This is a genomic window from Rathayibacter sp. AY1B8 (assembly GCF_002932775.1).
GTDB lineage: Bacteria > Actinomycetota > Actinomycetes > Actinomycetales > Microbacteriaceae > Rathayibacter.
In genome coordinates, this window is the sequence record NZ_PSWJ01000017.1 from 51034 (window position 1) to 77911 (window position 26878).

The window sequence follows — 26878 nt, forward strand, 5'->3', positions numbered from 1 at the left end:
GGCCGAACGCCGAGAACGTAGGATGTCCGGGATGACGATCGGACGCCGCCTCTTCCTCTCGGGAGCCGCCACGGGAGTCGGGCTCCTGGCCCTCGCGGGCTGCACGCCGTCGCGTCCGACGCCGACCCGCTCGGTCACGAAGGCCCCCGTGCCCACGCCGAGCACCACCGCCGTCCCCGCGCCGGCCGCCTTCGTGCGCTCCGCCTGGGCCGAGGATCCGTACGCGCTCGGCTCCGTCTCCTACCTGCCCGTCGGCGCGACGCCGCAGCACCGCACCGACCTGGGCACCGCGGTCCTCGACCGCGTCTTCCTCGCGGGCGAGGCCACCGACACGGAGGCGCCCGGCACGCTCCAGGGCGCCTGGAGCTCCGGGGTCCGCGCGGCCGCCGAGATCAGCGCCGTCGCCGACGAGGGCGAGCGGATCGCGATCATCGGGGCCGGTCTCGCCGGAGCGGTCGCCGCGCGGCGCCTGTCCGACGCGGGCTTCGACGTCACCGTGGTCGAGGCGCGCGAGCGCACCGGCGGCCGCATCGCCACCGCGACTCCGGACGGCTGGCCGATCGCCGTCGAGACCGGCGCATGGGCCCTTACCGGCGCAGGAGCCGCCCTGCGCGAGAGCATCGCGGACGCGGGCGTGGTCACGACCGCGGTCGACCTCGCCGACGTCCGCTCGAGCGACGCCGACGGCGCGGCTCTCGACACCGGCACCACGGGTGCCGACGCCCTGACCCGTGCTCTCGAGTGGGGAGCGGAGCAGCCGGAGGACCTGGCGCTCGCCGAGTCGTTCGCCGGCTCCGGAGCGCCCGATCCCGCCGAGGCCGAGCCGGGCTCCGGCGACGGCGACGCCGCCCGCGTGGCGGCGCACCTCGCCGGGACGACCGCGCTGCGCACCGGCGCCGCTCCCGAGGAGCTCTCCTCCTGGTACGGACTGGGCGACGCCTCCGCCGCCACGACCGCGGAGGAGCTGAGCGACGACTCCGGCGACGCGCTGCTGACCGACGGGCTCGCGCCGCTGGTCGACACCTTGCTCGCCGACGTCGAGGTCTCGCTGCGCGCCGTGGTGAGCGGCATCGGCTACACGGAGACCGGCGTCAGCATCCGCCTGGGCACCGGCGAGTCGTTCACAGCCGACCGGGTGCTGGTCACCGTGCCGATCGGGGTGCTCCAGACGGACGCGATCGCCTTCGACCCGCCGCTCCCGTTCGCGCAGCGCGCGGCCGTCGCGGCCCTCGGCTCCGGCGTCGTCGAGACGCTGTGGCTGCGCTTCGACGAGGCGTTCTGGGAGGCCGACGCCCCCGCGCGCTGGTCGCTCGTCGGCTCCGAGGCGGGCATCACCGAGTGGCTCAATCTTCAGCCGTCGACCGGCGAGGCGGTGCTCGTCGGGCTGGTCGGAGCGGATCAGGCCCTCTCGCTGCAGGACCTCAGCGACGACGAGCTGGTCACCCTCGCGCAGACGGCGCTCGAGCCGTTCGCCGTCGTCCCCGGCTGACGAGCTCGCGGAGCCGCGCCAGCGGCCCCCGCCACTCCGACGCGTGCGCCGCCCCGAGTGGCCGCACCCGGCTGAGCGCGAGGACGAACGCCGCGATGCCGGAGATCAGGCTCAGCACGATCACGTCGTAGAGCACGAACATCACGGGTCCGTCGACCTGGCCGGGGTCGAGGAAGAAGTACGGGTACCAGCCGATGAGGGCCCCGCGGACCAGGGTGATGACGCCCCAGACGATCGGGAAGCCGAGCACGGTCAGCGCCCCGCGCCAGGCGACCGGGCGGCGGCCGGCTCCGAGGATCCAGTCGAGGATCGCGAGCGTGGGGATCACGAAGTGCAGGAGCGCGCTCGACCAGGGCACGTCGACCCGCACGCCTCGGTTGTTGGCCTCGACCGCGATCAGCCCGAAGACGATCCCCGACACGACCATGTAGGTGAGCACGAGCGCCCGCACGGTGCTGAGCCAGCGCGGCTCCCGCTCGCGCGCAAGGGCGACCAGGCCGGACAGGCCCAGCACCACGACCCCGGCCATGTTCGACTGCGTCGTGAAGTAGGCGAAGAAGTTGTCGATCTGGAACGCGCGGAAGCCCAGGGTGTAGAAGAAGTCGCCGACGAGTCCGACCGCGCCCAGCCCGGCGAGGGCCAGGCGGAGGATCGCGAACGCCTTCCGCACACCCGCTCCGATCCGTCGCCGCTGGGCCCGGAGGGCCGGACTTCCGGACGATTCTACGGTCGCCGCGCTCGGAGCTCCCCGAGCGCGCGGCTCCGCCGGACGGGGGAGGCGGGCTCCGCGGAGGCGATCTAGCGTGGAGGGATGGCGCGCGCACAGGACGGGAAGGGTTCGGGTCGGATGTCGTCGGAGGAGGCGTCCCGGCGCTGGAACGCGGTCACGGGTCCGCTGTTCCTCGCGGCGGGAGCGGTCTTCGCGGTCCTCGGGAATCCGGTCTGGCCGGTGTTCCTCGTCCTGGGGATCACGTTCCTCGGGCTGACCGCCGGCCCCGGGAGGCCGACGCGCCGGAGCGGAGCCCAGGAGCCGGACCGCGATCGGTGACGCGCGCTTCGCGACGCGGACACTCGCCGGTCGCGTCGCCGGGATAGCGTGCGTGTCATGCCCTTCACGCCGAGCCACGCCGTCGTCGCGCTCGCGTTCTCGAACGGCCGGATCCCCGCCGCGGCCGTGGCCATCGGCGCGATGGTCCCGGACATCGGCATGTACCTCCCGATCGCCGTCGCCCGCGAGTCCACCCACTCCCTCCTCGGCGTCGTCACCGTCGACCTGCTGCTCGGGATGCTCGGCCTCGCGCTGTGGAGCGCGGTCGTCGCTCCGGCCTGGCGCGACCTCGCGCCCGCGCTGGTCCGCTCGCGCCTGCGTCCCCGGCGCTCGCCGCCCCACGGGGCCGCCGCATGGATCCGCGTGCTCGTCTTCGCGGCCGCCGGCATCGCCATCGGAGCCGCCAGCCACGTGATGTGGGACGGCTTCACCCACCGGGGCGGCCTCTTCGTCTCGGCGATCCCGCTGCTGCAGCAGGAGCTCGGGCCCTTCCCCGGCTTCCGATGGGCGCAGTACGCGAGCGGCGTGCTCGGGCTGCTCGGGCTCGGGATCGGCGCGGTGGTCTGGTACGTCGGCCGCCGTCCCCGGAAGCTCCGCTCCGACGGCCGGCAGCCGGTGCGCATCGCGGCCGCGGCCGTGGTGCTCGCGGCCGCGGTGGTGCCCGCCGGGATCGTGCTGGCGGGGGCGGGCATCGATCCGCTCGACGCCGCCTACCGGGCCCACGTGGTGCGGGCGGCGATCCTGCTCGTGGGCGGCGGCGCGGCGGCCGCGGTCGCCGTCGCGGCGGTCTGGTGGCTCACCGGCCGAGGGGTGCGCGGGGCCGTCGTCTGAGACGGCGGAGGACGAGCCTGTCGTCTGAAGGGAGCACGGGCATCCGTCGCGAGGAGGATGCGCCGGTGCATAGCCCACCGATAGCGTCGGACACGGCCCGTTGGGGCGGGCCGCCTTCGGGGGAAGGCACTAAGGGGAAATCGGGGGCTCGCGGCACACGCCGCGGGCCCTCTACCCGTTTCCGGGCCCCCGCCGGCCGGGAGCTCCCGCCGCCTCAGCGCCGCTTCGAGCGCGGCCGGTTCTGCGAGGCCGGGCGTTGCGGGATGCGCGGAGCGCCCTCGCCGGCGGCCCCCTGGGGGAGCGAGGAAGCGGGCGGGATCGGGCGGCGGGTCACCGGGCGCACAGGCTCGCCGCGGCGCGTCTGGCCGGGGATCGGCCGCGAGCGGCGTCCGTAGATCAGCTCGGACGAGTCGAGCAGCCACGGCACCAGCGCCACCGTCACTCCGTGCACCAGCAGGAGCTTCTGGCGGATCCGCCGCGACTTGTGGTTGTGGAGGAACGCCTCCCACCAGTGCCCGACGATGTACTGCGGCATGTAGACCGTGGTGATCTCGGAGCCGTGCTCGAGGCGGTGGGCCTTGATGTACTTGATCAGCGGGTACGAGATGTCGCGATAGGGCGAGGCCACGCAGCGCAGCGGCACCTCGATGTCCATCTGCGCCCAGTCGGCCTTCAGCTGCGCGGTCTGCGCGTCGTCGATGGAGGAGTGCACCGCCTCCAGCGTCTCGTGCCGCGCCGCGATGGCGTAGTCGAGCGCCTTCAGCGTGGGCTTGTTCATCCGGCCCACCAGCACGATCGCGTGGTCGCCGTTGGCGCCGAAGGTCGTGGTCGGGTCGACCTCGATCTCCTTCTCGACGTCGCGGTAATAGCGGTAGACGCCGGCCATCAGGACACCGAGGATCGGCATCACCAGGTAGACGAGCCAGGCGCCGTGGGTGAACTTCGTGATCGTGACGACGACGAGCACCGCGAACGTCAGCGTCGCGCCGAACAGGTTGATGGCCAGGCTCGTGTAGACGGTGCGCGAGCCCTCGCCGTTGCGGATCATCCGCACCCAGTGCTTGACCATGCCCGACTGCCCGAGCGTGAACGAGACGAAGACGCCGATGATGTACAGCTGCACGAGGCTCGTGAGCGAGGCCTGGTAGACGAGGAGGATGATCGCGGCGACGAGCGCCAGGATGATCACTCCGTTGGAGTAGATGAGGCGGTCGCCGCGGGTGTTCAGCGACTTGGGCGCGTAGCCGTCGCGGGCCAGCACGGAGCCCAGCAGCGGGAAGCCGTTGAACGCGGTGTTCGCCGCGAGGAGCAGGACGGCGGCCGTCGCGGCCTGGATGATGAAGAACAGGATCGTGTTGTTGCCGAACGTGGCGGCGGCGACCTGCGCGATCACCGAGCGCTGCGGGGTCGTGGCGCAGTCGGCGAAGCCCACCAGATGGCAGGCGTTCTCGGCGTAGTGCACGTTCGAGAGCAGGGCGAGGGCGGTCAGGCCGACGAAGAGCACGATCGCGATCGTGCCCATCGCGACGAGGGTGCGCTGGGCGTTCTTGACCTTCGGGGCGCGGAACGCGGGCACACCGTTCGAGATGGCCTCGACGCCCGTGAGCGCCGCGCAGCCGCTCGCGAAGGAGCGCAGCAGCAGGAGGACGACGGCCGCCTGCGTGAGCTGCTCGCCCTGCACGGTGAAGCCCGCCGACTCCGCGACCGGGGTGTCGCCGAAGGCGGTGCGGACCAGGCCGACGACGACCATCACGAAGACGCTCGCGACGAAGAGGTACGTCGGGACGGCGAAGGCGCGGCTCGACTCCGAGACGCCGCGGAGGTTCACGGCCGCCAGCAGCACCACGAAGAGGATGGCCAGCTCGACCCGCAGCGGCGCCAGCTCGGGCACCGCGGAGATGATGTTGTCCACTCCGGAGGCGACCGACACGGCCACGGTGAGCACGTAGTCGACGAGGAGGGCGGCGGCGACCGTGAGGCCCGCCGTCTCGCCCAGGTTGGTCCGGGCGACCTCGTAGTCGCCGCCGCCGGACGGGTACGCCCGGATCAGCTGGCGGTAGCTCAGCACCACCACGACGAGGAGGACGACCACGCACGCGGCCACCCAGGGGGCGAAGGTGAGGAAGGAGAGTCCGCCGAGCAGCAGGATCATCAGCAGCTCCTGCGGCGCGTAGGCCACGGAGGAGAGCGGGTCGCTGGCGAAGATGGGGAGCGCGAGCCGCTTCTGCAGCAGCTGTCCCTCGAGCTTGTCGCTGGGGAGCGGCTCTCCGATGAAGAAGTGCTTGGCGGTGCGCAGCTCGGTCGCGTCGGCCGATGATCCGTCCGCGGCGGACGGGGGGCCCTCGTGTGTCACGAGCGATGACACTACTCCGTGCGAGGGGGCAGTCAAGACGGCCGGGAGCAGGCCGAGCGGAGGCTGATCCCGCGCTGTGACCGGGAGTTTCCCGGTGCGGCGGGGAGCGACGGCCGGCGTCCTCGCGGCCGGCGCCCCGAGCGGGGGGTCAGCGGCCGTCGCGGGTCGCGGCTCCGATCAGGCCGGTGAGGCTGTCGCGGAGCGCGGTGAGCTCCTCGAGGGGGACGTCGAGCCGCTCCACGATCTGCGGAGGAACCTGCAGGGCCTGCTCGCGGAGGGCCGCTCCGGAGGGGGTCAGCGCGACGTCGAGGCGGCGCTCGTCGTCGCTGCTCCGGGCCCGCGTGACGTGGCCGCTCGCCTCCAGGCGCTTCACGAGCGGGCTGAGCGTGGCCGGCTCGAGGCGGAGGGCGGAGCCGAGGTCGGCGAGCGAGCGGGGGCTGCGCTCCCAGAGCGCGAGCATCACGAGGTACTGCGGGTGCGTGAGTCCGAGCGGCTCGAGCACGGGGCGGTACAGCCCGATGACGGTGCGCGCCGCGACGGCGAGGGAGAAGCAGACCTGGTTCTGGAGGGCGAGTGGGTCGGTTTCCACGGCGTCATCCTCTCATCGTGCCCTGATGGTTAGTACACTAAGGATATGACGCGGAAGAAGACCGGCTCCCTCTACCAGCGCTTCAACGCGCGGCTGTTCCCCTGGATCGGCCCGCCGCCGCTCGGCCCGTACGACCAGCCCGAGCAGGAGGCGCCCGCGGGGCAGGCGTGCCCGCTCTGCGGTCGGCCGATGTCCGAGCACGTCATCGACCGCTCCGGTCCGCGCACCCAGCTGTACTGCCCGAGCGACCCCTCCTGAGTCGCACGCCCCCGTTCGGGGGTCGGGGGCTTCGGGCGGCGGGGGCGGATGATGAGCGCATGTCCCGTCTGAGCCCCACCGCCGCCCGCGTCGTCCAGTACAGCCGTTTCGGCGACGCGGACGTCCTCGAGATCGCCGAGGTCGAGCGGCCGAAGCCCGGGGCGGGCGAGGTGCTGGTCGAGGTGCTCTCCGCCGGGGTGAACCACATGGAGGCGTTCATCCGGCAGGGCCAGTTCGACTCCGACCACTCCGCGGCCTTCCCGATGCGCCAGGGCACCGACTTCTCGGGCGTCGTCGTCGCCCTCGGTGAGGGCGTCACAGACATCAAGCTCCGCAGCGACGTGGTCGGCCACGCGCTCGTCGGCTCCCACGCGACCCACGTCGTGGTGCCGCGCCGCAACCTCGTCGCCAAGCCCGCCTCCGTGAGCTGGGAGGTCGGCGGCGCGCTGTTCCTCGCCGGAGTGACCGCGTGGCGCGCGCTGGAGGCCACGCATGTGGGACCCGACGACACCGTCCTCGTCTCCGCGGCGGCCGGAGGAGTCGGCAGTCTCGAGATCCAGCTGGCGAAGCTCCGCGGCGCGACGGTGATCGGCACCTGCGGCGAGCGCAACTTCGACTACCTCCGCCAGATCGGCGTGAAGCCGGTGGTCTACGGCGACGGGATCGCCGACCGCATCCGGGCCGCGGCGCCCGGCGGGGTCACGGTGTTCCTCGACAACTTCGGCGGGGAGAACGACGCCCTCGCCGACGAGCTCGGCATCGCGGCGGGCCGCTTCCACTCCAGCGACGACCGCAAGGAGATCGAGCTGCGCGCCGTCTGGCCCGACGCCGAGACCGCCCAGCGCGACACCGAGATCCTCGGCGAGCTGGTCGGCCTCGTCGGCGAGCAGAAGCTGCGGGTGCTCGTCTCGGGCTTCTACCCCTTCGACCAGGTGCAGGACGCCTTCGACGACCTCGAGAAGCGCCACTCGCGCGGCAAGATCGTCCTCGGCATGAACCCGGTGGACCCGGCGAAGGTCACCAAGGCGCGCGACATCCACGAGGCCGGCCGCTAGCCGCACCCTCCCGGCGGCTGTCCGGGCTGCTCTCCGGGCGGCCACAATGGGGCCGTGGCGCGCGGACGCCCGGGAGGAGTGACGCGATGGAGGAGCCCGTCGTCGCGATCGTCTGGATCGTCTCGTTCGTTGTGGTGACCGTCCTGGTCACCGGGCTGTCGGGGCGGGTGAACTGGTCCGCTCCCGTGGCGCTCGTCGCCGTCGGGGCTCTCGCCTCCTTCGTCCCCGGGATCCCGGAGGTGGTGGTCGAGCCGGACGTGGTGCTGTTCGGGATCCTGCCGCCTCTGCTCTACGCGGCGGCGATCCGCACCTCCGTCCTCGACGTCCGCGCCCGCGGCGACAGCATCCTCCTGCTGTCGGTCGGGCTCGTGGTCTTCACGGTCGCGGTGGTCGGCGCGGTGGCGTGGATGGTCGTCCCGGCGATCACGGTCGCCGCGGCCCTCGCGTTCGGCGCGATCGTGGCGCCCACGGACGCGGTGGCGGTCACGGCGATCGCGGGGCGGCTCCGCCTGCCGCGGCGCATGCTCACGGTGCTCGAGGGCGAGAGCCTCCTCAACGACGCGACCGCGCTGGTGGCGCTGAACGCCTCCCTCCTGGCGATCGTCAGCACGGTCACTCCCGGGCGCATCGCGCTCGACTTCGTGCTGGCCGTGGCGGTGGGCGGCGGGGTCGGGATCGGCATCGCCGTGCTGCTCGGGTTCGTGCGCAAGCAGGTGCAGTCGTCCGTCCTGGACACGAGCCTCTCGCTGGTTACGCCCTACGTCGCGTTCATCCCGGCGCAGCTGCTGCACGGCTCCGGGGTGCTGGCGGTCGTGGTCGCGGGGCTCTACCTGGGCTACCGGGCGCCGGTCATCCAGTCCGCGCAGGCGCGGATCGCGGAGTCGCTCAACTGGCGGACGATCCAGTTCCTGCTCGAGAACGCGGTGTTCCTCTTCATCGGGCTGAGCCTCTCGTCGGTGGTGGAGGCGACGGCCGACTCGGGCATCGGGGTCTGGCAGACGGTCGGCATCGGCGCGGCCGTGCTCGCGGCGCTGGTCGGGAGCCGCGTGGCCTGGATGTGCATGACGACGCTGTTGTTCAGGCACGGTCCGCGCCGGCTGCAGCAGCGCGGGTGGACCTGGCCGACCGCGATCGGGGTGTCGTTCGCGGGCATCCGCGGCGTGGTCACCCTCGCCGCCGCGTTCCTCCTGCCCGCGGAGACGCCGCAGCGCGCGTTCCTGCAGTTCCTCGCCTTCATCGTGGTGGCGGGGACGCTCGTCGAGGGGCTCGCGCTCCCGCGGCTCGTCCGAGCCCTGAAGCTCCCGGCCCCGAACGAGATGCAGGAGCGCGTCGAGAAGCAGATGCTGCTCGCCGAGGCGCAGGCCGTCGGGCTCGCCCGGCTCGACGCGGAGCCGCAGGACGGAGTGGAGGACCGCGTTCTCGATCGGCTGCGGCGGAATGCGACGTTCCTCGCAGACGCCCTGGAGAACCCGCCGGAGGGCGAGGGCGTGGAGCCGCTCCCGCAGGCCTACAACCGGCTCCGGCGCGTGATGATCGCGGCCGAGCGGGAGGCGGTGCTCCGCGCCCGCTCCGAGGGGCGGTACCAGGAGCCGGCGGTGGTGAGCGCTCTGGCGTTCCTCGACGTGGAGGAGGAGGCGCTGGCGGTCGGGCGGCAGTAGCGCCGAGAGGGCGGGGACCCCGGGCGGGATCCCCGCCCTCTCGGCGGTGCGGTGTCCGGGCTCAGCCCAGGGTGGAGCGGACCGAGGCGCGGGCCTCGTCGAGCGCGGCGCGCAGGGCGTCGACGCTCGCGGTCGTCACGGATCCCGAGGAGGCGGCGGTGCGCAGCTCCGCGCGCAGCTCGTCGCGGAACTCGGTGAGCAGCACCTCGGCGTCGCGCAGAGCGATCCGCGAGGCGGTGCGCGCGTCGGCCGAGGCCGGTGCGGCCTGCTCCGGCGCGGGCTGCTCGGAGGGGGTGCCGGACGTGTCCTGCGGGCGCGGCTCCTCGGCGGAGTGCTCCGGTCGGCGTCCGGGCTCCCGCGAGTCGCGGGCGGCGCTGGCCAGGTCGGCGCGGAGGCTCTTCATCGCCTCCGCGACGCCGAGGCGGACCTCGTCGGCGAGCCGGCGGACGGAGTCGGTGAGCTCCTCCTCGATGTCGCCCAGGTCGGTCGCGCGGTTCGCGAGCTCGGCGCGGCCGGCGTCGGTGATGGAGTAGACGGTCTTGCGGCCGTCGGCCTCCTTCGTGACGAGTCCCTCCTCCTCGAGCTTCGCGAGGCGCGGGTAGACCGTTCCGGCGCTGGGCGCGTAGGTGCCGCCGAAGCGCTCGCTGAGCGCCTGGATCAGCTCGTAGCCGTGGCGCGGCGACTCGGCGAGGAGGTTGAGCAGGTAGAGGCGCAGGCGGCCGTGCGCGAAGACGGGGCTCACAGCGAGCTCCCGTCCATCGGGCGGCGGCCGTCGGCGGGGCCGGTGCCGGGGGAGCCCCAGCCCTCGCCCACCGAGGCGGAGGACGCGGCGACGGACCGGCGGACGACGACCACGTCTCCCGAGACGGAGTTGGCGGCGACGTCGACCCACTTCGAGTCGAGCGAGCCCGTGGTCGAGGTGAAGCCCCGGCCGAAGGTTCCCTTGACGACGGAGCCGTCGAGCTGGAGCGTGCCCGAGACCGTGTTGATGCGGTAGCGGGCGCCGAGGCCCTCGTCGACGCGGATCGTGAGGTCGCCGCTGACGGTGTTGGCCTGGATCCGGTCGGGGGTGCCCTCGGCGTCGACGAACACGCTGCCCGAGACGCCGTCGACGGTGAAGCGGGTGAGCTCGCCGGTCGCGGTGACGTCGCCGGATACGGTGCGCGCGGTGACGCGGCCGGTGTGGCTGCGGACCGAGAGCTCGCCGTGGACGGTGTTCACCTCGATGTCGCCGTGCAGGCCGTCGACGACGATGTCGCCGCCGACCGTCGAGACGCGGGCGTCGCTGTGGAGGCCCGAGACCAGGCCGTCGGCCGAGACGGTGTCGAACTTCAGGTCGACGCCGCGGGGGACGAGGAGGCTGATGTCGGCGCGGTCGCCGCGGCGGCCGAGGCCCTTCACGACGTCGACGATGGTGTCCCAGCGGAGCTGGACGTGGTCGATCTCGAGGCGGTCGCCGTCCATCGAGACCTTGAGCGGGCGGCCGTCGACGCTGTGGACCTCCACGCGAGCGGTCGGCTCGTCGTGGGCGATGACGTCGATCTGGCCGCCGACGAGGGCGACCTTGACCGAGCGGACGACGTCGAGGTCGATGACCTTCGTCTCGCCGGCCTGTACGAGCCATTTCTCGAGGGACATGAGCTCCTCCTCCTGCACCGGGGTGCCTTTCTGAAACGCGATACATCGCGAGTGAACGAGAGTCACGATATATCTCGATCGCTGCGGCCGGCAACAGGGCTCGGCCGGTTCCCAGCGTCGAGGGGCCGGGGCCGAGGCGGGATGAGGCCGGGGGCCGGAGCCGAGGCCGCCGTCGAGGGGGTGAGGCCGCGGCGGGCGCCGTGGTAGACCGGGCGCATGGACCCGATCGCGGCACTCGAGGAGATCGCAGCACTGCTCGAGCGGGAGCGGGCCTCCCGCTACCGGGCGAAGGCGTTCCGCCGCGCGGCCGCGGTGCTGGAGGGGATGGCGTCCGCCGAGCGGGACGACCTCGCCCTCGTGCGGCGGGCCTCCGGGATCGGCGACACGACCTTCACGGTGATCGAGCAGGCGCGGTCGGGCCGGGTGCCCGACTACCTCGCGGAGCTGCGCGGCTCGGCTCCTCCGCCCGCGAGCGCGCTGCGGGGACGGCTGCGCGGCGACCTCCACAGCCACAGCGAGTGGTCCGACGGGGCGACGCCCGTCCTCGCGATGTCGGACGCGGCCCGCGCGCTCGGCCACGAGTACCTGGCGCTCACCGATCACTCGCCGCGGCTCCGGGTCGCCCACGGTCTCAGCGCGGAGCGGCTGGAGGAGCAGCTGGCCCATCTCGCGGGCCTCGACACCGGGCCCCTGCGGCTGCTCAGCGGGATCGAGGTGGACGTCCTCGAGGACGGCGCGCTCGACCAGACGGACGAGCTGCTGGACCGCCTCGACGTGGTCGTCGCGAGCGCCCACTCGAAGCTTCGGCTGCCCTCCCGTGAGATGACGGCCCGGCTGGTCGCGGCTGCCTCGGATCCGCGGACCGACGTCCTCGGCCACGTCACGGGGCGGCTGGTGTCGGGCGAGCGCGGCACCCGCCCGCCGTCGACCTTCGACGCCCGGGCCGTGTTCCGCGCGTGCGCCGACCACTCCACCGCGGTCGAGATCAACGCCCGCCCCGAGCGCGAGGACCCGCCGGACGAGCTGATCGCGCTCGCGCTCGAGGAGGGCTGCCTGTTCTCGATCGACAGCGACGCGCACGCTCCGGGCCAGCTGGGCCTGCTCGACTACGGGGCCGAGCGGGCGGAGCGGCTCGGCGTCCCGGAGGAGCGGATCGTGACCACCTGGCCGGTCGAGCGGCTCCTGGAGTGGACCCGCGGTTGAGGATCCTCGCGCGTTGCGCAAACGAACTGCGGCTATCACCCCCTTGACAGGAGGCCGTACCGCGGGAGGAGATCCGACGCAAGTGGCGAAATCCCAGCCGCCCACGCGGCATGCTCGGTACCGGTCCGCTCCTCCTGGGCCGCTCCAGCGGTCGGGAGTCGCGCTCCGTCGCACTCTCCGCTCCGACAGACCAGGTGAACCATGGCCACGCAGACCGCTCTCGACGCCGTGCGCGCCGCTCCCACTCTGCTCGAGGCCGTCCGGATGGCCGACGAGCTGACGGTCGCCGCGGTGAGCGACGGTGGTGGCCGCGCGGTGCGCCTGCTCACCCGCGCAGCCCTGGACCCCTCGGACCAGCTCACTGCGATCGCGGCTGTGCACTCGCTCGCGCAGGTCTTCGACGAGGAGGCCGACCTCGCGCTGCTGATGCTGCTCGAGGACGAGCGCCCGTACCTCCGCGAGCACGCCGCCTGGGCCTTCGGCGGGCGCCTGCCCCGCCCCGCCGCGCTCGGACCGCTGCTGCGCCTGGTCCGCGACGGCGGCTTCTCCGGCATGCTCGCGCAGCGCACCGTCCTGCTCTGGGCCTCCTCGACCCCCGACCTCGTCGCCGTCGCGCTCGAGGGCGCGCTGCTCGGCGAGCGCGAAGCGGCGGCCCGGGCACGGCTCGTCGAGACCCTGGGCCTCGTGCCCGGCACGATCGCCGAGCGCACCCTCCTGCACGTGGCCGCCGATCGCGCGGAGGGGCTGGAGGCGCGGGCCGCCGCGACGGACGCGCTCGGCGAGCGCGGCTCCGACGACGCCGAGCTCCTGCTCACCGGCCTGGCCGAGGAGGCGGCGCCGATCGGGCCCCTCGCCCGGCTCGCCCTCGGCGACCTCGCCCCCGCACCGGCCGTGGAGGCAGGGCCGACGGTCGCGCAGCTCTTCGTCCACGCCGACATCGACGGCACCCTGACGCGGGTGGGCGCCGGCGACAACGGCGGGATCGCGACCCTGCTGGTGCGACTGGGCGACTCGCTCGTCGAGCAGGAGGGCATCGACCGGGTGCTCACGCTCTCGCGCGGGACCCCGGCCGAGGCCGAGCGCGCGCTCGGCGAGCTGCCCGACTCCGGCCACGGCTTTGCTCCGGTCCCGTTCGTGGGGCCGCCCGTCGCCATGCCTCAGGCGTGGAGCCGACGCATCGCCGCCGAGCGCGGCATCCGCCGGATCCTGCGCACGGCCGGCCGGGTCGACGTGCTGCACCTGCGGATGGCGGACGTCGGATCCCTCGCGGCGGCCGCGGTCGCCCGGGAGCTCGAGATCCCCGTCGTGTTCACCCTCGCTCCGGACCCGCACGCCCTGATCGCGGGCCTGGACGCCTCCGGCGCCCTCACCCGCGCGGACTTCGGCGAGCGCGACGCCGCCGAGCACTTCTGGTTCCGCGTGCGCCTGGTGCAGCGCCTGGCCGCGGACGCCGCGCACACCGTCCTCTTCCCGCGAGAGGAGCTGGCGGCGACCATCCGCGAGCTGATCGGCGTCGACATCACCGCGCACCCGGAGCGGCACACGATCGTCCCGGAGGGGATCGACATCGGCCTGGTCGAGCGCGGCGAGGCGGCCGCACGGGCCTCCGCCGCCGGTGAGCCGGTCGCGCTGGACGAGGGCGGGGACCTGGCCTCGCTCGACCTCCTGCTGGAGGAGCTGCCCGAGCACCGCCGCGGCCTCCCGCTGCTGCTCAGCGTGGGCCGCCTGCACCGGGTGAAGGGGATGGCGGCGCTCGCCGAGGCCTGGGCGTCCGACCCCTCGCTCCGGGAGCGCGCCAACCTGCTCCTGGTCGGCGGGGACCTCGCCGACCCGAGTCCCGACGAGCGCGAGCAGCTCGACCGCATCCGCGCCGTCGCGTCCGACGGGCTGCTCCTGGCCGGCCACCGCCCGAACGGGACCGTGGCCCGCTGGCTCGGCGCGATCCGGCACGGCCGACCGGAGCTCTCTGCTCCGGGAGGCGCCTACGTCTGCGCGAGCGTCAAGGAGGAGTTCGGCATCGCCCTCCTCGAGGCGCTCTCCGCAGGACTGGTCGTCGTCGCTCCGGCGACAGGCGGGCCCGCGACCTACGTCGAGGAGGGGGAGACCGGCTTCCTGGTCGACACCGCCGACCCCGCGGCACTCGCCGCCGGCGCCGCCGCCGCACTCGATCTCGCAGGAGGGCCTCTCGGCGAGCACGCCGCGGCCCGCGGGCACGCGATGGTCGCCGAGCGCTACACGGTGCAGGCCATGGCTCATGCCCTCTCGGGCGTCTACGCGCACGCGACCGCGGACCAGGAGCGTCCTCTCCGCTCGCCGCTCGTGCTGGGGGCCTCGTGACCCTGCTGATCATCAGCCCCGACTACGCGTCGCACCTGCTGCCGCTGGCGACCCTCGGCACGGCGTGGCAGGAGGCGGGCGAGCGCGTCGTCGTGGCCACCGGCGACGCGACGCGCTCCATCGTGGACGGCTTCGGATTCGAGCACGTCGCGCTCCGGCTGGGGCGCGGCTCCAACCCGGGCACGATCCGCGCGGAGGAGCAGGCGCCCGACGAGGGCGCGTCCCTCCGCGGCTTCTTCGACGCCACCCGGCGCGGGATGGTCCCGACCCTCGCCTACCAGGCGCGGGAGCGGCTCACCGACCTGCTCTGGGATCCGTCCGGCGTCGCCGCGCGCCTGCGCGTGATCCTCGACGAGGTGCAGCCCGACGCGATCGTGGTCGACCACCTCGCCTTCACCGCGCGCGTGGCGCTGAAGGCACTCCGCGTGCCCTACGGCGACGTCGTGCTCGGCCACCCCAGCGCGCTCACGGTGCCCGGCGAGGTCTACGGCTTCCCTCCGGTCTGGCCGGACGCCTTCGCTCCGGAGCCGGACGACCTCGATGCGCTCCGCGCCCTCTGCGAGCGGGTGCGCGACTCCTTCACCGCGGAGTGGAACGCCGCCCTCACCACCCTCGACCCCGGGGCGGCGCCCAGCGCCGACGCCTTCGCCGAGAGCGGCGACGTCCTGCTGCTCAACTATCCGGGCGAGCTCCACGACTCGGCCCGCACCGCTCAGCTGCCGCCGCACGCGTTCCTCGGCTCCGCCGTCCGCGAGGAGCCCGACGACGCGGAGGTCGAGGAGTGGCTCGCCGCGTCCGAGGATCCGGTCGTCTACGTGAGCTTCGGCAGCTTCCTCTCGGTGCGCGACGACGTGCTCGCCCGGGTCGTAGAGGCCCTGGCCGGCGTCGAGGCCGGGGGCAGGCCCGTCCGCGTGGCTCTCGCCTCCGGCGCGACCGAGCGCGCGGCCCTGGGCGAGATCCCCGAGGGCTGGCTGGTCCGCGGCTTCCTGCCGCAGGTCGCGCTCCTGCGCCGGGCCGCGCTCGCGGTCAGCCACGGCGGCAACAACAGCGTCACGGAGGCGATGACCGCGGGCGTGCCGCTCGTCGTCCTGCCGTTCTCGACTGACCAGTTCGCGGGGGCGGCCGCGCTCGAGGACGCCGGGTTCGCCGCCGTGCTCGACCCCAACGCCGCATCCGCGGGAGAGCTCGCGGAGGCTGCGCGGCGGATACTCGCACTCGACGCTCCCGCCCGGGAACGGCTGACGGCGCTCGCCGAGGGCCTCGCCCGCGAGACGGGGCCGCAGCGGGCCGTCTCCGCCCTGAGCGGAGCGACCGTCCAGCGCTAGCCTGGGCCGATGGTCGAGCCGACACCCCGGGACGCGCCCCTGCGCGCCGAGCGGGACGCCGCGCGGGCGGACCCGATGCTGAGTGCTCTCGGACCGTTCGGGCGCTTCGAGGGGATCGTCCCTCCGCTGTTCGAGGCGGCCGTGCGGATCCTGCACCCCTCCGACGACCCGCCTCGGCGCTGGCGCGAGGTCGCCGAGCGGGAGGGGACGCTCCTGCATCCGCTCGCGCAGTGGTACTCGCTCACCGGCGAGCATCCCGACGAGTACGCGGAGCCCCGCCTCGGAGTGCTCCCGCTCGACGAGCTCGCGGCTGTCGCCGCCGTGCTCGCGGAGCACACGAGCACCCCCGAGGACTGCCTGGCCGTGTTCTGGGAGGGGTTCGGCGTGCTGAGCGGCGGGTCGCGGATCCTGATCTCCCGCTCGGACGCCTCGGAGGAGCTGCCCGAGTGGATGAGCGACACCCGGCCGACCGGCTGGGAGCACCCCGAGACCGCCGCCGCGGCGACGGTCGAGCTGCCGGGGCGGGAGGGGCCTCTGCTCTCGCTCGACGTCAGGGTGCTCGAGGACACCGCGTGGGCGCGCGCGGCGGGCTTCGCCGACGCCTCCGGGCTCGTCGTGCAGACTCCGCTCGCGCTCTGGCCGGAGGACCGGGCCTGGTACCTCGCGAGCGAGGTCGACTTCGACTCGACGCTGATCGGCGGCTCGCGCGCCCTCGTCGACGACCTGCTGCGGCTCTCCGCCGCGGGGCGCATCGAGGCGCTCCTCCTGCCGGATCAGGTGGACCTCACGAGCACCGGTGACCGGCTCAACCCGAGGCGGCGGTGACGGGGTGAGCGACGAGGACGACGAGCGCTGGCTCGTGGTGAAGGGCCGCCGATGGCGGCGCACCGACCCCTCGCTGCCGGAGGACGTGGTCGCCGTCCTCACCTCGCACCTCGGGCGCGGGCGCTCGGGAGTGCGCTCCGCCAGGCTGCACGAGGACGCGGAGGCGGAGGCGCTGGCGCGCAGGAGGGTCGGGCTCGCCAAGCACGGGCTGGGCGAGCGCGGACCGGCATGGTGGGACGAGCCCGAGGTCGATCGGCTCGAGCGCGCCCGCGAGGCGCTGCGGGCGCTCGAGGAGCTCGACGCTCCGGAGGACTGACTCGGCTTCTGCATCCCCCGAGGGTGCTCGTCGGGCGAGGCGGGCGGGGAATGCCCGAGCGGATCCGGGGAGAGCGCGCGGAACCGCGGCCTGTGGAGGAGGACCGCCCCCGCCGAGGCCGCCCGCCGAGGCCGCGAGCCGAGCCCGCCCGCCCCTAGCGGAACCTCACCACGAAGCCGTCCTCCGGCCCGGTCGGGAAGCTCTGCAGGCTCACGCGCAGATCCTGCCCGTCCTCGACGTCGTACGGGTGCCCCGCGGCCAGGAGCTCCAGCGCCGCGGACAGCAGGTCGACGGTCGCCGGCTCGCCCGGGCACCGGTGGTCGCCTCCGTAGTGCCCGCCGCCCTGGGCGATGAAGCCGTTGCGGTCGACCGGCGACCGGAACCGCTCCGGATCGAAGCGGCCCGGCGCCTCCCCGTGCGAGCCGTGGTCCGTCGCGTAGAGGTCGAGCAGCATCCACTGCCCCGCGGGAAGCGTCTCGCCGCGGAAGTCCAGCTCCCGGCGGGCCCTTCCTCCGACCATCGGGAAGAACGGGTAGAAGCGCCGCACCTCGTTCGCGAACGCGACGCGCTCCTCCTGGTCGGCGAGCCGCTCGCGCCACTCCGGATGCCGGTGCAGCGCGAGCGCCGCCAGCACCACGAAGCGCCCCACCGCGACCGTGGGCCGCAGCACGTTGATCAGCTCCACCGCGGCGACCTCGACGGGCAGGAGGCCGCCGTCCTCCTTCTCGTGCGCGATCCGGTGCAGGGGGGTCGGCGAGGGCCCGGCGGTCCGGCTCGCCTCGATCAGGCCGCGCGCCCATCGCTCGGTCGAGCGGCGGCGGAGTCGTGCGGCCCAGTTGGGCGGGCCGAAGCGCCCGGCGTTGTCGATCATCGCCCGGAGCTCGTCCGTGCGCCGCAGCACCTCCTCCTCGTCGGCCTCGATGCCGGCCCAGGACAGGACCGCGCGGCCCAGGACCTCCGCGGCGACGTCCTGGAGGCGGACCCGCTCGCCGGTCAGCCGGGCGGCGGCCGCCTGCCACTCCCGCGCGAAGGCCGCGACCAGCCTCGACCGCTGCTCGGGCGTCTCCACCAGATCCAGGAACATCCGCTTCCGCCTCCGGTGCGGCTCGTCCTCGAGGGTCTGCACGCTGCCCTCGTCCTGCAGGAGGTGCAGCACGGAGCCGGGCAGCGCGCCCTCGCGGTCGAAGCGCCCGCCCTCGTAGAAGAAGCGCGCCGCCTCGATGCCGCGCGCCATGATCACGGGCCGTCCGAGGATCCGGGTGCGGAACGCGTCCGCGCCCACGTCGTCGAAGCGCCGCGTCCCGAAGAGGTAGCCGTCGGCGAGGACGGCCGCGCTGCTGTCGACGGCGGGGACGACGGGGATCGAGGCGGCGATCAGCCGGCCGATCCCTCGGTGTCGTCGCCCTCGGCCTGCGAGGGCTTGTCGACGCCCGCGTCGTCGACGTGGTCGTGGTTCTGCGGGTTCTCCTGCGGCTGCTCGGTCCGGTCGGTCATGGTGCTCCTCTCGCGTCGGCGCGGTGCGCGCCTCGCGGCCACGGTAGGAAGAGCGCGGCGGACCCGGGTACCCCGTTGACTCGCGGGGGAGGGGCGGGCAGACTCCGCCGCCCTCAGCGCCTCCGCAGGAGGACCGGCGCGGTCGCCCAGACCACGGCGAGCAGCAGCAGCACGCCTCCGCCCGCCCAGAGGCCTGCCGGCCCGCCCAGCACGACGTCGAACACGAAGCCCACGACTCCGACGAACAGCAGCGATCCCGCCGCGAGGCACACCGTGACCACCCGGTTGCCGAACCGCACCAGCTCGGCCTTCCTCCGCCGCTGGAACAGCAGCCGATGGGCGATGACCGGCGCCAGCGCCAGGATCGTGACGCACGCGGCGAGCAGGACGAGCACGAGGTAGAGCGCCACGTCGGGCGGCGCGAGGTCGGCGAAGCGCTGCTGGAAGCACAGCGTCAGCAGGAAGCCGCCCAGGATCTGCGTGCCGGTCTGCACGACCCGCAGCTCCTGCAGGATCTCGTTCCAGTTGCGGTCGGATCGCTCCTCCACCGTCTCGTCGCGACCGGAGTCGGGGGCGGAGGGGTCGACGGGTCGGTCGCTCATGGGACGAGGGTAGAGCTCAGGCGAGCAGGGACTCCGCCAGCGAGATCGCCCCGCGCACCCCGGACTCGTCGCCGAGGGCCGGGCGCACGATGCGGATCCGCCCGCCGCCCGTCCCCGTCGCTCCGGGCGCGCCCATCAGCCGCTCGACCTCGGCCTCGACCGCGGGGACGAGCCCCGGCGTCTTCGACACGCCTCCGCCGACGACCGCGAGCCGCACGCCCGCGACGTAGGCGAGCGTCGTGACGAGCTGCGCGAGGTAGTAGGAGCTGAAGCGGAGGTTGGCGGCCGCCTCCTCGGGGCCGAGGCGGGAGCCGTCGACGCCCCAGCGCGCCGAGATCGCGGGACCGGCGACCAGGCCCTCGAGGCAGTCGCCGTGGAACGGGCAGGTGCCGGCGAAGCCGTCCTCGGGGTGGCGGCGGGGCAGCAGGTGCGCGACCTCGGGCCAGCCGCTGCCGGCGAGGAGCCGTCCGCCCGCGATCACGCCGCCGCCGACTCCGGTGCCGACCGTCAGATAGACGAAGTCGTCGACTCCGGCTCCGGCGCCCCAGCGGGCCTCGCCCAGGGCGGCTCCGTTGACGTCGGTGACCAGCGCGAGCCGGGCGCCCGGTGCGGCCGCGCCGATCGGGCCGAGGACGTCAGTGCCCTCCCAGCCGAGCTTCGGCGTGGAGGTGAGGTGCCCGTAGGTCGGCGAGCCGGGATCGATGTCGAGCGGGCCGAAGGAGGCGACGCCGACCGCGGCGACGGTGCCGTCGACTCCGTGGCCGCTGACGAAGCCGGCCAGATCGGCGAGCGTCTCCGCGGGCCCGCGGGTCGGCAGGGTCGTCGTCGCGAGGATCCGCTCGGGATCAGCGGCGTCGGCGACCGCCGCGACGACCTTCGTGCCCCCGGTCTCGATGCCGACGAGGAGGGGACGGTCGGCGGTGGCGCTCATGGATCTCCAGGGCTCGTGCGGTGCGTCTCGGGTCTCAGCAGGCGGACAGCGAGCGCACCTGCGCCGACAGGGTCAGGGGGCTGCCGAGGAGCAGCACCTGATCGAGGTCGTGGCCCTGCATCTTCACACGGGTGCTGCGCGGCAGGCAGGTCGGCTCGCTGAGGTAGAGCGGGGCGCCCTGCTTCGCGGCGACCGGGCCCACGGCCAGCGCGTCGGCGAAGCCGGTGGCGGTCGCGAGGTAGACGGTGTCGCCCAGCTCGGACGGCGGGAAGACGTCGTTGAGGTGTCGGCTGGTGTCGTGGCGGTCCGTCCCGGCGATGCGCGACACGGTGCCGGCGATCTTCGCGGCGCGGAGGTCGGCCTCCACGGCGGTCGAGATCGACGGCGCACCGCCGAGCAGCTGCACGGAGGAGGGGTCGAGTCCGGCGAGGGTGTCGCGGGTCGGCTGGTCGAGGCGCGAGCGGGCGCCGTCGACGAGGAGGACGGGCTCGGCGCGGCGGCCGGCGATCGGCGCGACCGAGAGGGCGTCCGGGAAGTTGGTGCCGGTCGCGACGAAGACGTTCTCGTAGCTGCCGTCGGGGAAGGCGTCCTCGACGATCCGGCGCGAGGTGTCGTAGCGGTCGACGCCCTCGATGCGCTCGGTCGGGATCCCGAGGGCCTTCACCTGCTGGAGCACCGACTCGCTCACGGAGAGGGCGCTGCCGACCACGACGATCCGCTGCGGGGCGAGGCGGCGCAGCTCGGCCGCCACCACGGCGGGCAGGACGCTCGGGTCGGTGAGCAGGAGGGCGCCGCCCTGCTTCGCGGCGGCGGGGCCGGCGCTCAGGGCGTCCGGCCAGTTCGCTCCGCTGGCGAGGTAGACGACGGGGGCGCCGTCGGCGAATCCGGAGGCGGTCACCGCGACGGCGGTCGCGTACCGGTCGGTCCCGGCGAGGCGGGCGACGTCGGAGGAGTAGGCCGACGGGAAGAAGTCGATGCCGCTGCGGCCGCCCGGCGGCACGGTGACGACCGCGCGCTCGTCGAGGCGGGCCAGGCGCGAGAAGTACTGGTCGTCGTAGGCGGGGTACCCCGGCTCCACGAGGCGCAGGAGGTAGTCGCCGGCGGGCAGGGCGAGGTCGCTCGTGTCCCACGCGCGGGCGGCGCCGGGGGCTCCGGTGACGGGAACGGTGTCGAGGAGCGAGTACGTCCCACCGTCGACCCACCAGGCCTGCACGTCGAAGGAGGGGGAGGAGACGCCGGGGACCGCGTCGGCGGTGATCGATCCGGACAGCTCGGCGGTGCGCAGGAGGGAGATGGCGACGGACTCGTCGATCCCCCGGGTCGTCCTCGCGGCCTCGGCGACCGGGGTGTCACCGAACCAGGTCGGGTACCAGTCGTCGCTGCCGATCAGGTTCGCGCGGACGGTGAGGGGCTCGCCGCCGGGAACGGGGAGGGAGAAGTCGGCGCCCGTGTCCGCCTGGGCGACCACGTCCCCTTCGGCGTCCTCGACCTGGACGTAGAAGTACGGGTTCTCGGGGGCGGGGTGCTCCTCATCGGCGTCGCGGAGCGCGATGGTGCCCGAGAGGACGACCTCGGCGGCCGCCTCCTGCGCGGCGCTCGCGCCCGGGAGATCGGGGGCGGCGACGGCCGGACCGGCGGCGAGGCCGGCCAGCAGGAGAGCGGAGACGCCGATCGCGGCGAGGGGGCGTGCGGGCACGGCGGGCCTTTCGGCAGGATCCGCGGGAGGCCGCGGCGGACACGGTGTCTGAATGCTAGCCGCCGCCCGCCTCCGGGCGAGGGCGGGTGTCGGCGGGATGGGCCCCCGTCCGGGGGACGATGGTGGTGGATTCCCGGGGCCGCCGGAGGAGTCCGCGCGAGCAGGCTCCCCCGGCGGCCCGGGTCGGATCCCCTACTTGACGACCGCTGCGGTGGCGGCGGAGGTGCGCGTCGCCGTCGTGTAGTCGGCCTTCTTGCCGGTGACGGTCACCGTGATCTTCTTCCCCACCGTGGCGCTGGTCGGCTTGTAGGTGGCGGAGGTCGCCCCGGAGATCGCGGTGCCGTTCGCCTTCCACTGGTAGGTGAGGGCCACCGGCGAGGGACCCCAGGTGCCCGGCTTGGCGGTCAGGGTGGAGCCGACCTTCGCGGTGCCGGTGATCGTCGGGGTCGCGGCGGAGAGGGTGCCCGCCACCACGGCGCTCGTCTTCGCGGAGGTCTTCGTCACGGCGGTGAATCCGGACTTCGACCCCGTGACCGTCACGGTGATCGTCTTGCCGAGAGTGGCGCCGGTCGGCGTGTACGTCGCGGACGTCGCCCCGCTCAGAGCGGTGCCGTTCGCCTTCCACTGGTAGGCGAGGGCGACGGGGGAGGGACCCCAGGTGCCGTGCTTGGCGGTGAGGGTCGAGCCGACCTTCGCCGTGCCGCTGATGGTCGGCGTCGCAGCGGTGATCGCGCCGCCGGTCACGGCAGCGGTCCCGGAGGAGACCCGCGTGGTCGAGACGTAGCCCGACTTCGAGCCCGTGACGGCGACGGTGATCACCCTGCCCGCGTCGCCCGCGACCGGACGGTACGTGGTGCCGGTCGCCCCGCTGATCGCGGTGCCGTTCGCGCGCCACTGGTACGCGAGGGCCACGGGGGAGGGGCCCCAGGTGCCGGCGCTCGCCGTGAGCGTCGAGCCGACCGCGGCGGTGCCGGTGACGGTCGGAGTCGCGGCGGTGAGGGCGGTGCCGCCGATGCGCACGACGGTCGATGCCGCCCCGCTGTCGCCTCCGGCGTTGATCGCGCTGACGCTCATCGTGTAGGTGGCGCCCGCCGCCAGGTGCGTGAACGTGAAGGAGCGGGCGGTGGCGGCGACCGTCGTCGACCACGGACCGGCGCCCGCGTTGTCGACGCCATTGCGCGAGACGCGGTAGCCGGTGATCGCCGGGTTGCCGGCCGACTCCGGAGGCGCCCACGAGATCGTCGCGGATCGCACGCTGTCGTTCGTGGTGCCTGCGACGCGCGTGGGAACGGAGGGGGCGAAGTAGGCGTCGGCGGTGCGGGTGACCGTTGCCGCTTCGCTGGTGCCGACCCCGTTGATCGCCTGAACGGTGAAGGTGTAGGAGGTGTTCGGGCGCAGGTTCGTGAACGTCTGCGAGCGGCGGTCGGCGGAGACGACGGTCGACCAGGGGCCGCTGCCGGACGCGTCGGTGCCGTTGCGGCTGACCCTGTAGCCCGTGATGTCGGTGCCGCCGTCGGCGTAGGGCGCCTCCCATGAAACGGTCATCGACGTGCCGCTGGGCTCCGCGTATGCGAATTCAGGAGCAGCCGGACGGGTGGTGCCGGTGCCGAAGGAGACACAGCTCTTTGGAGAGTCGAGGTAGTCGGCATAGTCGGCACTTTCCGACCTGAAGTACCAGGACGCAGCCCAGATGCAGTATTCGTAGCGATGGCCAGCGGCCACATCGAGATTCTGCGAGGTTGTGGTCAGGGAGTACTCGACGTCGTAGCCGCTGCCGTTGCCCCAGTCATCGTCGTAACTCGCAATATCGTCGAGCGTGGCGTGGTACTCATCGAAGGAGCACGCTTCCCCGTTGATCGACGGCCGCTTCCACCGGGCGGAAGCCAGTGCTGTGGATTCGTCGTAGGCCACCGAGAGCTCGGCCGGCGCAGGGACGTTCCAGTAATGGTAGAGACCGGTGCTAGTCGGGATGCTCTGCGTCGATGATGCGACTAGTTTCTGGCCGTACTCGCCGCCGGAGAACGAGGCGTTGAAATCAGTCACACTCGCAACTTCGATGGTATAGCCATTCACATCGCGAGGTAAGTCGAAAGAGACCGATGTTGCGTTCGATACTTCCGTCAGGGCTGTCGTATACGAGTCGGTGTCCCCATATCGCGTCGTGTAAATCGTGTAGATGTGCACGCGATAGCCGGCGACCTTCTGCGCGGGTGCCGTCCACGAGATGGTGACGGCGTCCGTGCAACTGTTGTCAGACGCGACGACGTTCGACGGCGCAGCCGGCGAGCCCGCGGCCTGGGCCGGGGTCGCGACGAAGAGGGAGAGGAGCAGGGCGAGGAAAAGGGAGACGCTGAGGGTCTTCGTTCGCATGGAGGAGGGCATCCGGATTCGTCGGAGCGAGAAGGCCGACGACTGTCGGGCCGGAGGGATCGTCCCATGCCGCTTATCGCTGCACTAAGTCCCCCATTCAGGGCGGAATTCGACGGATTCGACAGATGTCATCAGCGCGATGACAAGAGAGAGGGATAAGGCCTTCTCGCGGAGAGGCGCAACGTCGTCCCTCCGAAAGCCGCCTCAAGGCGAGAGTCGCGGCGGCATCACAGTGCCCCGCGGAAGAGCCGCGGCGTTTTCCCGCGCCGCACCCACCGTTCACGCGTGTTCCGTGCGCCTCGCGGCGAGAACCGCACGATCGGCGCGTGCAAGACTGGGCGCGAGCGTGCTCCATCCCGCTGCGTCATGCGCGGGGCACGGAGCCACTGGACCCGGTCCGCTCATCCGCATCCTTTCGCAGGAGGACTCGAATGACCGATACCGCCGTGCTCGCCGAGGCACCCGCCCGAACCGCCGTCGCGAAGACGATCCTGATGTGCCGTCCCGAGCACTTCACCGTCGTCTACCGCATCAATCCGTGGATGGACCCGCAGGTCCCCACCGACACCTCCCTCGCCGTCCGGCAGTGGCAGACCCTCTACGACACCTACGCCGACCTCGGCTTCACGATCGAGCTGATCGAGCCCGAGGCCGGACTGCCGGATATGGTCTACGCGGCCAACGGCGGATTCGTGATCGACGGCATCGCCTACGGTGCCTCCTTCACCTACCCCGAGCGCCAGCCCGAGGGCCCGGCGTACATGGACTGGTTCCGCTCGGCCGGCCTCGACGTCCGCGTCCCCGAGGAGGTCAACGAGGGCGAGGGCGACTTCCTCCTCGTCGGCGAGCGGATCCTCGCCGGCACGGGCTTCCGCTCCGCCTCCGACTCGCACGCCGAGGTCGCCCGCGTCTTCGGCCGCGAGGTCGTCACGCTCGAGCTCGTGAACCCGTCGTTCTACCACCTCGACACCGCGATCGCCGTGCTCGACGACACGAACATCGCCTACCTTCCGAGCGCGTTCAGCGAGGAGGGCAACCGCACCCTCCGCGAGCTCTACCCCGACGCGATCCTCGTCTCGGAGGAGGACGCGTCCGTGCTCGGGCTCAACTCCTTCTCCGACGGCCTCAACGTCGTCATCGCCTCCCGCGCGACGGGCTTCGAGCGCCAGCTGCGCGAGCGCGGCTACAACCCGATCGGCGTCGACCTGTCCGAGCTGCTGCTCGGCGGCGGCGGCGTGAAGTGCTGCACGCTCGAGCTGCGCCGCTGACCCACTCCCCGTGGTCGGCGACGCGCAGCGCCGACCCACCCTCCACTGTCCACGATCCGTCGCACTCGACGCCGAGTGCGACGACTCCTGGAGAGTCGATCGTCCCCTCAGGAGGAACGACATGAGCATCACCGACACCGACACCGCCCGCTCCGCCGCCCTCATCGCCGCGGAGGAGGAGCACGCCGCCCACAACTACCACCCGCTGCCCGTCGTCGCGGCCACCGGCGACGGCGCCTGGATCACCGACGTCGAGGGCGTCCGCTACCTCGACTGCCTCGCCGCCTACTCCGCTGTGAACTTCGGCCACTCGCACCCGGTGCTGCTGGAGGCGGCCCGCGAGCAGCTCGGCCGCGTCACCCTGACCAGCCGCGCGTTCCACAACGACCGCCTCGGCCCGTTCGTCACGGCGCTCGCCGCGCTCGCCGGCAAGGACATGGTCCTGCCGATGAACACGGGCGCGGAGGCGGTCGAGTCGGGCATCAAGGTCGCCCGTGCCTGGGGCTACCGGGTCAAGGGCGTCGCTCCGGGCCGGGCGAACATCATCGTCGCGGCGGGCAACTTCCACGGCCGCACGACCACGATCATCTCGTTCAGCGACGACGCGGAGGCGCGCGACGGCTTCGCTCCGTTCACGCCCGGATTCCGCACGGTCCCGTTCGGCGACGCGGAAGCCCTCGAGGCCGCGATCGACGACGACACCGTGGCGGTGCTGATCGAGCCGATCCAGGGCGAGGCGGGCATCGTCGTGCCGCCGGCCGACTACCTCCCGGCCGTCCGCGAGATCACCGCGCGCCGCAACGTCCTCTTCATCGCCGACGAGATCCAGTCCGGCCTCGGCCGCACCGGCGCCACCTTCGCCTGCGACCTGGTCGGAGTCGTCCCCGACGTCTACCTGCTCGGCAAGGCGCTCGGCGGCGGCATCGTCCCCGTCTCGGCCGTGGTCGCGGACGCCGATGTGCTCGGCGTTCTGCAGCCGGGCCAGCACGGCTCCACCTTCGGCGGCAACCCGCTCGCCGCGGCCGTCGGCCTCGCAGTCGTCGAGATGCTCGCGACCGGCGAGTACCAGGCCCTCGCCCGCGAGCGCGGCGCCCAGCTGCACGCCCGCCTCGAGGCGCTGATCGGCCGCGGAGTGGTCGCCGTCCGCGGCGCCGGACTCTGGGCCGGCATCGACATCGACCCGGGGCTCGCCTCGGGCCGCGCCGTCTGCGAGGCCCTGATGGCCCGCGGAGTGCTGGCCAAGGACACCCACGGCTCGACGATCCGCCTGGCGCCGCCGCTCGTGGTCACCGCCGCCGAGATCGACTTCGCCGTCGACGAGCTGGAGGCCGTGCTCGAGTCGCTGCGCTGAGGCGCACCGTCCTCCCTCCGCGAGGTGCCGCTCCGGTCCGCGACACGCCGTGTCCGGCGTGCCCGAACGGCATCCCGCGGGAGGGGGAGGGACGTGTTGAGACGGGACGTCTCGATGTCGCGGCAGGCCGTCGCCGCTCTGCGATACTCGCGCGATGAGCACACCTCTCCCGCCGGAGAACACCCCGCCCTCGTCCCCCGACCAACCCGCCGCAGGCCCCGCCTACGGCACGGCGACCCTC

23 protein-coding genes are annotated in these 26878 nt (G+C 73.4%); 13 read left to right on the forward strand and 10 right to left on the reverse strand.

Annotation, left to right across the window (positions count from 1 at the left end; genetic code table 11):
- The first annotated feature begins 31 nt into the window (after nt 1–31).
- Nucleotides 32–1489 carry an NAD(P)/FAD-dependent oxidoreductase gene (locus C5C63_RS11290; protein WP_181110606.1) on the forward strand — a complete coding sequence of 486 codons (1458 nt, stop codon included), beginning with the start codon at nt 32–34 and terminating at the stop codon, nt 1487–1489.
- Here the strand turns inward: C5C63_RS11290 and C5C63_RS11295 are convergent.
- On the reverse strand, nt 1440–2159 hold the full coding sequence (locus tag C5C63_RS11295) for a Pr6Pr family membrane protein (RefSeq protein WP_104326068.1): 720 nt from the start codon (nt 2157–2159) through the stop codon (nt 1440–1442). The two genes, C5C63_RS11290 and C5C63_RS11295, sit on opposite strands and share 50 nt — an antisense overlap.
- A 141-nt stretch (nt 2160–2300) precedes the next feature.
- Here C5C63_RS11295 and C5C63_RS11300 point away from each other — a divergent pair, with 141 nt between their 5' ends.
- On the forward strand, nt 2301–2537 hold the full coding sequence (locus tag C5C63_RS11300) for a hypothetical protein (protein WP_146080930.1): 237 nt from the start codon (nt 2301–2303) through the stop codon (nt 2535–2537).
- Between the two features lie 57 nt (nt 2538–2594).
- Nucleotides 2595–3368 carry a DUF4184 family protein gene (locus C5C63_RS11305; RefSeq protein ID WP_104326069.1) on the forward strand — a complete coding sequence of 258 codons (774 nt, stop codon included), beginning with the start codon at nt 2595–2597 and terminating at the stop codon, nt 3366–3368.
- A gap of 214 nt (nt 3369–3582) precedes the next feature.
- On the opposite strand, the gene C5C63_RS11310 is transcribed toward C5C63_RS11305, so the two are convergent.
- Both C5C63_RS11310 and C5C63_RS11315 read right to left on the reverse strand, forming a co-directional pair.
- Complete coding sequence (locus tag C5C63_RS11310) at nt 3583–5664, reverse strand: APC family permease (RefSeq protein WP_104326083.1); 2082 nt, start codon at nt 5662–5664, stop codon at nt 3583–3585.
- Between the two features lie 205 nt (nt 5665–5869).
- Nucleotides 5870–6310: a MarR family winged helix-turn-helix transcriptional regulator gene (locus C5C63_RS11315; RefSeq protein ID WP_104223751.1), complete on the reverse strand. Its 441-nt coding sequence runs from the start codon at nt 6308–6310 to the stop codon at nt 5870–5872.
- A 45-nt stretch (nt 6311–6355) separates the two neighbouring features.
- Between C5C63_RS11315 and C5C63_RS11320 the strand changes: the two genes are divergently transcribed.
- From C5C63_RS11320 to C5C63_RS11330, 3 genes are all read left to right on the forward strand, one after another.
- Entirely contained in the window at nt 6356–6568 is a 213-nt protein-coding gene (locus tag C5C63_RS11320) for a hypothetical protein (RefSeq protein ID WP_104223750.1), read from the forward strand.
- Between the two features lie 59 nt (nt 6569–6627).
- Nucleotides 6628–7623: an NADP-dependent oxidoreductase gene (locus tag C5C63_RS11325; protein WP_104238704.1), complete on the forward strand. Its 996-nt coding sequence runs from the start codon at nt 6628–6630 to the stop codon at nt 7621–7623.
- A gap of 86 nt (nt 7624–7709) precedes the next feature.
- Complete coding sequence (locus C5C63_RS11330; RefSeq protein WP_104326070.1) at nt 7710–9281, forward strand: sodium:proton antiporter; 1572 nt, start codon at nt 7710–7712, stop codon at nt 9279–9281.
- 61 nt (nt 9282–9342) lie between these two features.
- Here the strand turns inward: C5C63_RS11330 and C5C63_RS11335 are convergent, their stop codons facing one another.
- Both C5C63_RS11335 and C5C63_RS11340 read right to left on the reverse strand, forming a co-directional pair.
- On the reverse strand, nt 9343–10023 hold the full coding sequence (locus C5C63_RS11335) for a PadR family transcriptional regulator (RefSeq protein WP_104226827.1): 681 nt from the start codon (nt 10021–10023) through the stop codon (nt 9343–9345).
- Nucleotides 10020–10919, reverse strand: a complete 900-nt coding sequence (locus C5C63_RS11340) for a hypothetical protein (protein WP_258063932.1) — start codon at nt 10917–10919, stop codon at nt 10020–10022. Before C5C63_RS11340 ends, C5C63_RS11335 begins: the two co-directional genes overlap by 4 nt.
- Before the next feature lie 216 nt (nt 10920–11135).
- Between C5C63_RS11340 and C5C63_RS11345 the strand changes: the two genes are divergently transcribed.
- From C5C63_RS11345 to C5C63_RS11365, 5 genes are all read left to right on the forward strand, one after another.
- Complete coding sequence (locus C5C63_RS11345) at nt 11136–12122, forward strand: PHP domain-containing protein (protein WP_104326071.1); 987 nt, start codon at nt 11136–11138, stop codon at nt 12120–12122.
- Nucleotides 12123–12323: 201 nt separating this feature from the next.
- The gene (locus C5C63_RS11350) at nt 12324–14459 is read left to right on the forward strand and encodes a glycosyltransferase (protein WP_104326072.1); all 2136 of its coding nucleotides are present in this window, start codon (nt 12324–12326) and stop codon (nt 14457–14459) included.
- On the forward strand, nt 14456–15784 hold the full coding sequence (locus tag C5C63_RS11355) for a glycosyltransferase (protein WP_104326073.1): 1329 nt from the start codon (nt 14456–14458) through the stop codon (nt 15782–15784). Before C5C63_RS11350 ends, C5C63_RS11355 begins: the two co-directional genes overlap by 4 nt.
- Nucleotides 15785–15793: 9 nt before the next feature.
- Complete coding sequence (locus tag C5C63_RS11360; protein WP_104326074.1) at nt 15794–16609, forward strand: hypothetical protein; 816 nt, start codon at nt 15794–15796, stop codon at nt 16607–16609.
- A 4-nt stretch (nt 16610–16613) separates the two neighbouring features.
- Nucleotides 16614–16925, forward strand: a complete 312-nt coding sequence (locus tag C5C63_RS11365; RefSeq protein WP_104326075.1) for a biopolymer transporter Tol — start codon at nt 16614–16616, stop codon at nt 16923–16925.
- A 154-nt stretch (nt 16926–17079) separates the two neighbouring features.
- On the opposite strand, the gene C5C63_RS11370 is transcribed toward C5C63_RS11365, so the two are convergent.
- The 5 genes from C5C63_RS11370 to C5C63_RS11390 form a co-directional block, all read right to left on the reverse strand.
- Nucleotides 17080–18207, reverse strand: a complete 1128-nt coding sequence (locus C5C63_RS11370; RefSeq protein ID WP_104326076.1) for a cytochrome P450 — start codon at nt 18205–18207, stop codon at nt 17080–17082.
- Between the two features lie 325 nt (nt 18208–18532).
- On the reverse strand, nt 18533–19021 hold the full coding sequence (locus tag C5C63_RS11375) for a DUF6328 family protein (RefSeq protein ID WP_104223741.1): 489 nt from the start codon (nt 19019–19021) through the stop codon (nt 18533–18535).
- A 16-nt stretch (nt 19022–19037) separates the two neighbouring features.
- On the reverse strand, nt 19038–19952 hold the full coding sequence (locus tag C5C63_RS11380) for an ROK family protein (RefSeq protein ID WP_104260859.1): 915 nt from the start codon (nt 19950–19952) through the stop codon (nt 19038–19040).
- A 34-nt stretch (nt 19953–19986) separates the two neighbouring features.
- A complete protein-coding gene (locus C5C63_RS11385; protein WP_104326077.1) occupies nt 19987–21648 on the reverse strand; it encodes a cell wall-binding repeat-containing protein in 1662 nt (553 codons plus the stop codon).
- A 192-nt stretch (nt 21649–21840) separates the two neighbouring features.
- Nucleotides 21841–23691, reverse strand: a complete 1851-nt coding sequence (locus C5C63_RS11390) for a fibronectin type III domain-containing protein (protein ID WP_181110607.1) — start codon at nt 23689–23691, stop codon at nt 21841–21843.
- 758 nt (nt 23692–24449) lie between these two features.
- Here C5C63_RS11390 and ddaH point away from each other — a divergent pair.
- Entirely contained in the window at nt 24450–25286 is an 837-nt protein-coding gene (gene ddaH / locus C5C63_RS11395; RefSeq protein ID WP_104267856.1) for a dimethylargininase, read from the forward strand.
- 121 nt (nt 25287–25407) lie between these two features.
- A complete protein-coding gene (rocD, locus tag C5C63_RS11400; RefSeq protein WP_181069123.1) occupies nt 25408–26637 on the forward strand; it encodes an ornithine--oxo-acid transaminase in 1230 nt (409 codons plus the stop codon).
- The last annotated feature ends 241 nt before the right edge of the window (nt 26638–26878 follow it).

Bases quoted from the DNA above. Each gene is read 5' to 3' on its own strand.
- C5C63_RS11290 (WP_181110606.1), top strand. From the start codon at position 32: ATGACGATCGGACGCCGCCTCTTCCTCTCGGGAGCCGCCACGGGAGTC.
- C5C63_RS11300 (WP_146080930.1), top strand. From the start codon at position 2,301: ATGGCGCGCGCACAGGACGGGAAGGGTTCGGGTCGGATGTCGTCGGAG.
- C5C63_RS11305 (WP_104326069.1), top strand. From the start codon at position 2,595: ATGCCCTTCACGCCGAGCCACGCCGTCGTCGCGCTCGCGTTCTCGAAC.
- C5C63_RS11320 (WP_104223750.1), top strand. From the start codon at position 6,356: ATGACGCGGAAGAAGACCGGCTCCCTCTACCAGCGCTTCAACGCGCGG.
- C5C63_RS11325 (WP_104238704.1), top strand. From the start codon at position 6,628: ATGTCCCGTCTGAGCCCCACCGCCGCCCGCGTCGTCCAGTACAGCCGT.
- C5C63_RS11330 (WP_104326070.1), top strand. From the start codon at position 7,710: ATGGAGGAGCCCGTCGTCGCGATCGTCTGGATCGTCTCGTTCGTTGTG.
- C5C63_RS11340 (WP_258063932.1), bottom strand. From the start codon at position 10,919: ATGTCCCTCGAGAAATGGCTCGTACAGGCCGGCGAGACGAAGGTCATC.
- C5C63_RS11345 (WP_104326071.1), top strand. From the start codon at position 11,136: ATGGACCCGATCGCGGCACTCGAGGAGATCGCAGCACTGCTCGAGCGG.
- C5C63_RS11350 (WP_104326072.1), top strand. From the start codon at position 12,324: ATGGCCACGCAGACCGCTCTCGACGCCGTGCGCGCCGCTCCCACTCTG.
- C5C63_RS11360 (WP_104326074.1), top strand. From the start codon at position 15,794: ATGGTCGAGCCGACACCCCGGGACGCGCCCCTGCGCGCCGAGCGGGAC.
- C5C63_RS11375 (WP_104223741.1), bottom strand. From the start codon at position 19,021: ATGAGCGACCGACCCGTCGACCCCTCCGCCCCCGACTCCGGTCGCGAC.
- C5C63_RS11380 (WP_104260859.1), bottom strand. From the start codon at position 19,952: ATGAGCGCCACCGCCGACCGTCCCCTCCTCGTCGGCATCGAGACCGGG.
- ddaH (WP_104267856.1), top strand. From the start codon at position 24,450: ATGACCGATACCGCCGTGCTCGCCGAGGCACCCGCCCGAACCGCCGTC.
- rocD (WP_181069123.1), top strand. From the start codon at position 25,408: ATGAGCATCACCGACACCGACACCGCCCGCTCCGCCGCCCTCATCGCC.